This is a genomic window from Arthrobacter sp. GW460-12-1-14-TSB2, from assembly GCF_059423525.1.
In genome coordinates, this window is record NZ_JBWKYC010000049.1 from 1 (window position 1) to 4,216 (window position 4,216).

4 protein-coding genes and 3 tRNA genes are annotated in these 4,216 nt (G+C 66.7%); 2 read left to right on the top strand and 5 right to left on the bottom strand.

The window, feature by feature from the left end; translation table 11 throughout:
* Positions 1-221: 221 nt before the first annotated feature.
* The 3 genes from AC07YR_RS23170 to AC07YR_RS23180 all read right to left on the bottom strand — a co-directional run bounded on the left by AC07YR_RS23170 (position 222) and on the right by AC07YR_RS23180 (position 585).
* A tRNA-Phe gene (locus AC07YR_RS23170) sits at positions 222-297 on the bottom strand.
* A gap of 48 nt (positions 298-345) precedes the next feature.
* Positions 346-419, bottom strand: a tRNA-Asp gene (locus AC07YR_RS23175).
* Positions 420-512: 93 nt separating this feature from the next.
* Positions 513-585 (bottom strand) — tRNA-Glu (locus AC07YR_RS23180).
* Between the two features lie 173 nt (positions 586-758).
* Between AC07YR_RS23180 and AC07YR_RS23185 the strand changes: the two genes are divergently transcribed.
* On the top strand, positions 759-1,784 hold the full coding sequence (locus AC07YR_RS23185; protein WP_494735404.1) for a PHP domain-containing protein: 1,026 nt from the start codon (positions 759-761) through the stop codon (positions 1,782-1,784).
* Between the two features lie 48 nt (positions 1,785-1,832).
* Here the strand turns inward: AC07YR_RS23185 and AC07YR_RS23190 are convergent, their stop codons facing one another.
* The gene (locus AC07YR_RS23190) at positions 1,833-2,378 is read right to left on the bottom strand and encodes a methyltransferase family protein (protein ID WP_494735405.1); all 546 of its coding nucleotides are present in this window, start codon (positions 2,376-2,378) and stop codon (positions 1,833-1,835) included.
* Between the two features lie 82 nt (positions 2,379-2,460).
* Positions 2,461-3,108, bottom strand: coding sequence for a LysE/ArgO family amino acid transporter (locus AC07YR_RS23195; RefSeq protein ID WP_494735406.1), 648 nt, complete (start codon positions 3,106-3,108; stop codon positions 2,461-2,463).
* Positions 3,109-3,132: 24 nt separating this feature from the next.
* Here AC07YR_RS23195 and AC07YR_RS23200 point away from each other — a divergent pair, with 24 nt between their 5' ends.
* Positions 3,133-4,032 (top strand): ArgP/LysG family DNA-binding transcriptional regulator, encoded by a 900-nt coding sequence (locus tag AC07YR_RS23200; protein ID WP_494735407.1) that lies wholly within the window; start codon positions 3,133-3,135, stop codon positions 4,030-4,032.
* Positions 4,033-4,216 lie beyond the last annotated feature (184 nt).

Below are 4,216 nucleotides of genomic sequence, written 5' to 3' on the forward strand. Positions count from 1 at the left end.
GGGTGGCGGATTGCGGAATCCCCTCAAAATAGTCAGCTCCCCCGCGGGTGTCAGAGGGAAAAGACCATGCGGCGGGGAATTCCGTCAGGAACTTTGCCGGGACGGCCGGTCAAAGCTGCCCGCGTTTCGCGGCGCGGCACTCCAGGGGTGGCGCCAAAGTTGCCCCCATGCGGGGCGTTAAAGAAGAAAAGCACCAGTTCCGAAGAACTGATGCTTCCCAGTGGTGGCTCCGACCGGCGTCGATCCGGTGACCTTTCGATTTTCAGTCGAACGCTCTACCAACTGAGCTACAGAGCCTAGGTGACATGTCACCTTGACGGCCGGAATTTCTTCTGGCAATCAGAGCGACCCTGACGGGACTTGAACCCGCGACCTCCGCCGTGACAGGGCGGCGCGCTAACCAACTGCGCTACAGGGCCTTGCTTGTTTACTGCTTCAACAGTATCTCTACTGCTTTTTTCAAGGCTTCCAGCCTACCAGACTTTTTCATCCGGTTTGACCACTTCCTTGCGTACCCCCAACGGGATTCGAACCCGTGCCGCCGCCGTGAAAGGGCGGTGTCCTAGGCCGCTAGACGATGGGGGCCTGAACTCAATCCGGCTCATTCAGGGCAAAAATAAAGGGCCGAAGCCTTTCGTTTCCGCCCTTTCGAGTTGCTCCGAACTGGACTATAAAAGTGTAGGGCAGACCTTGGGAATATCCAAAATCGGCATCGCACTCCTGCAGAATTCGGTGCAGGGCGGGTGCAAGATGGACTGATGGATGCCGTTGATGCCCTCAATGAGATCGCCTTCTGGCTGGAACGCGAACTGGCCCCCACGTTCAAGGTTCAGGCCTTCCGGAAAGCGGCCGGCATCATCGGCGGCCTGGATCCGGCCGAGGTGGCGGCCCGGGCCCGCAGCGGCAGGCTGAAAAGCATGAAGGGCATCGGGGACAGAACCTTCGAGGTGATCCGGCAGGCGGTCGACGGCGGCGTCCCCGACTACCTGGAAGGGCTTCGCGAACGGGGGCAGCAGCCGCTCGCGGCGGCCGGCACCGAACTGCACTCCGCACTCCGCGGAGACCTGCACAGCCACAGCAATTGGTCCGACGGCGGGTCTCCGATCGAACTGATGGCGAACGCCGCCCGCACCCTTGGCCGGGAGTACCTTGCCCTGACGGACCACTCCCCCAGCCTCAAGATCGCCAACGGGCTGAGCGCCGAACGCCTCACCGAACAGCTCGACATCGTGGCCGGCATAAACAACGACGACGGCGGCGGCAGCTTCCGCCTGCTCGCCGGAATCGAGGTGGACATCCTGGAGGACGGGACCCTGGACCAGTCCCCGGACTTGCTGGACCGGCTGGACGTCGTGGTGGCGAGCGTCCACTCGAAGCTTCGTTCCGATAGGCGCACCATGACCGCCAGAATGCTGGGCGCCATCAGCGATCCGCACATGAATGTGCTCGGACACTGCACCGGCCGGCTGCTCCAGGGGTCCAGGGGAACACGGCCCGAGTCAGAGTTCGACGCCGAGCGGGTGTTCGCGGCGTGCGCCGAGCAGGATGTCGCCGTCGAAATTAATTCCCGGCCCGAGCGGCAGGATCCGCCGGACGAGCTGATCCGGCTGGCCCTCGATGCCGGCTGCCTCTTCAGCATCGACAGTGACGCCCACGCTCCGGGCCAGTTGGACTTCCTGCAGTACGGCGCCGAGCGGGCCGCCTTGAACGGTGTGCCTGCCGAACGGATCATCACCACCTGGCCCCTGGACCGGCTGCTGAAGTGGACCGGCCGGGGGAAGTAGCGCGCCGCCGGGGTCTCAGTCCAGGACCTTGACTCCCGGCCGGGGGCCTCAGCTCCGGGATGGCTCCGGGCCCTGCGTCCGCCACGGCGTGAGCCGGGGCAGCCAGCGCGGAACGTTCCGGCGGTACCCCTCGTATTCGGCACCGAACTTCCGGGCCAGGACCGGCTCCTCGTAAAGCCTGACGAACGCCACGACCGGAACGGCGCCGACGGCCAGGGCCACGAAGAGCTTCGGCTGGCCCAGCAGGAGCCCCTGCCCTGCGACGGCTGCGGCAATAGCCACATACATCGGATTCCGCACGTAACGGTAGAGTCCGCCCACCACCAGATGCTTGGGCGGGGCAAAGGGTGCAGGGGTCCCGAGGCCCTCTACGGCAAAGTGCACAAAGGAGTTCGCGATCACTGCCGCCCCTGCACCGATCAACAGGGCGCCCGTGACCTGGGCAGGCACTCCGCCGGGGACCGGCGCCGCCACTTCCCAGCGGGTCAGGAGCCACGGAACCACACCGGCCACCGTCGCGGGGGCAACGGCGAAGGCCGCCGTGCCGATCGCGGCCCGCTTTCTGTCACGGGCCGAGGCATCGGATGCTTTCATACCAGCAAGCGTGAACCCGCGGTGTTGAGCGGACAAGGGCCGACCGGCCCCCGACGTTCCGGCGGCACGGTAACGGGGGGAATCAGGCGACCAGCAGGATTGCCATCGTCACCATGACGGCGGCGATAATGGCGTCGAGAATGCGCCAGGCACTGCGGCGACGGAACACCGGAGCAAGGAACCGCGCACCAACGCCCAGGGCGGTGAACCAGGCGATGCTGGCCAGTCCCGCGCCGGCCGCAAACCACCACCGGCCCTCCGGGCCGTGCGTGCTGGCCAGTGACCCGAGGAGCAGCACTGTGTCCAGATACACATGCGGGTTCAGCCAGGTGAAGGCCAGTCCGGTTCCGAGGACAGCGGCCCAGCCGGCAGCCTGCCCTGTTCCGAGCTGTCCAAGCGCCTGTCCGCGGATGGCCCGCCAGGCGGCGAAGGCACCATAGGCCGCCAGGAAGGCAGCCCCGGCCCAGCGCACCACCTCCAGCACGGCCGGAGCCTGTTCAATCACGACGCCGATGCCCGCCACGCCCAGCAGGATCAGCACCAGGTCCGAGACGGCGCAGACGGCAATGACGAGGGCGACATGCGAGCGCTGGAGCCCTTGGCGGAGCACGAAGGCATTTTGGGCGCCGATGGCGACGATGAGCGAGAGGCCGCTGGCCAGGCCTGAAAGCACGGGAAGGATCACCCTCCCAACGGTAGGAGGAACCTCAGCATGAAACCAGTTAAACATTCTGCTGATAGATAAGATGAGCTAATGATAGACATCCATCCGGACCAGGCCCGGACGCTGGCGGCCATCGTTGCGAAGGGCAGCTTCGATGCCGCCGCCAGCCATCTGTCAGTTACCTCGTCCGCGGTCAGCCAGCGCATCCGCGCCCTCGAAGTCGCCGTCGGCCGTCCCGTGCTGAGAAGGACCAGGCCGATTGAACTCACGGAGTCCGGCCAGGCCGTTGTGCGGTTCGCCCGGCAGCTGGAGATGCTCTCGGCGGACCTCGCCGATGAACTGCAGCCGGGAAACGCCAATTCGGATACCCGCCTGACCCTCGTGATCAACAGCGACTCGCTGCACACGTGGGCGCTGGCCGGGCTGGCTGCGGTGGCCGGGACGGTCCAGTTGGAAATCCTGCGCGAGGACCAGGATTATTCGCTGGAGCTCCTCCGCAGCGGCGCGGCGGCAGCGGCCATCACGGCCACCGCCAAACCGGCCCCGGGCTGCACGTCCCGCCGGCTCGGCGTCATGCGCTACCTGCCGGTCTGCACGCCGGCCTTCGCCGAGCAGTGGTTCGACGGCGGGGCCGCGTTCGACGGCGCGGGGGCGGCGGAGGCGCTGGCCAAGGCCCCGGTCATCATCTTCGACCGCAAGGACGACCTGCAGGACCGCTATCTGCGGCGGTTCAGCCGGAAGCCCCTCGAGCCGCGGCGCCACTACGTCCCAGCAGCCCACGAGTTCGGCGAGGCCATCCGGCTGGGCATGGGATGGGGCCTTCTTCCCGAGATCGAAATCGGCGACGATCTGGACCAGCGAACGCTGCAGACCCTGGCCGCCAAATCCTTCGTCGACGTCCCGCTGCATTGGCAGCAGTGGCGCTACGGATCGGCCGTGCTGGACGGCGTCGCGGCTGCGATCCAGGACGCGGCCCGCGTGCTGAGGTGACGACCGGCAATGGCGCCCTGCCGGTAGCGGGGCAACTTTGGCAGGATCTCGACTAGACGTGGCCGATTTCCGCCAGCCCCGCCGCCGCGGCGGGGGCTAGATTGGCAGCATGGCTACAACCGCCGCACCCGGCCCCACTCCGTCCGCTGGCCCCCACGAAGGGTCCCCGAACGCTGCCCCCGCA

Coding starts and splice junctions, on each gene's coding strand:
- AC07YR_RS23190 (WP_494735405.1), bottom strand. CDS start 2,378: ATGAAAGCATCCGATGCCTCGGCCCGTGACAGAAAGCGGGCCGCGATC.
- AC07YR_RS23195 (WP_494735406.1), bottom strand. CDS start 3,108: ATGTTTAACTGGTTTCATGCTGAGGTTCCTCCTACCGTTGGGAGGGTG.
- AC07YR_RS23200 (WP_494735407.1), top strand. CDS start 3,133: ATGATAGACATCCATCCGGACCAGGCCCGGACGCTGGCGGCCATCGTT.
- AC07YR_RS23185 (WP_494735404.1), top strand. CDS start 759: ATGGATGCCGTTGATGCCCTCAATGAGATCGCCTTCTGGCTGGAACGC.